Source organism: Luteococcus sediminum, assembly GCF_054783495.1.
In genome coordinates, this window is record NZ_BAAGQL010000026.1 from 1 (window position 1) to 652 (window position 652).

Sequence of the window (652 nt, forward strand, 5' to 3'; positions counted from 1 at the left end):
ATCAGTTTGTCGGTAGCCCAGCAGGGCACCAGTCAGAGGCAGGGTCACGACTCCCCAAGGCTCTTACCATCATGTATGTCGGCCCACCGATGTACCAGCAGATCGAGCCGGCGCTGACGCCCGAGAGCACGACACCGGCCTCCCATGCCTGGCGCAGGATGTCAGGCAGGCCGTGGGCGCGCCACACGGCGAGCAAGTTCACCACCGAGCCACCACCCACCCAGATGACGTCCTGGTCCAGCAGTAGGGCGGGGATGTCGTCCACAGTGGGCTGGGTGAACAGGTTGAGGGTGCAGAACTCGAAACCGGCCTTGTGGCCGGCCTCGGCGAGCATGGCGTTCATGTAGCGCTGGTCACCGCCAGCGGTGCCGATGTGGCACACCTTGGGCCGGACACCGGCTCCGGCCAGGTCGGCGGCGTAGTGGAGCAGGGGGCCGAACTCGCGGTCGCCGTTGTCGGGGGTGCGGTACCCGCCCGAGGTTGCCAGAATCGTCGGCTGTTCAGCTGTCATGGGCCCGACGCTACGGCGACCACGCCTCTGGCGCCAGCGCAATTCGCGGACGCACGCACATCAGCGTGAGGCGTTGTGTGTCAAGGCTGGGTCGGGTGTCCCGGGGTTTTCGTCGGTCCCTGCATAGGGCAATGGAGCTGG

The 652-nt window shown here is 66.7% G+C and carries 1 protein-coding gene; it reads right to left on the reverse strand.

Annotated elements, in window-relative coordinates:
* Position 1: 1 nt before the first annotated feature.
* The gene (locus ACYVKA_RS13520; protein WP_460706190.1) at positions 2-511 is read right to left on the reverse strand and encodes a Type 1 glutamine amidotransferase-like domain-containing protein; all 510 of its coding nucleotides are present in this window, start codon (positions 509-511) and stop codon (positions 2-4) included.
* Positions 512-652 lie beyond the last annotated feature (141 nt).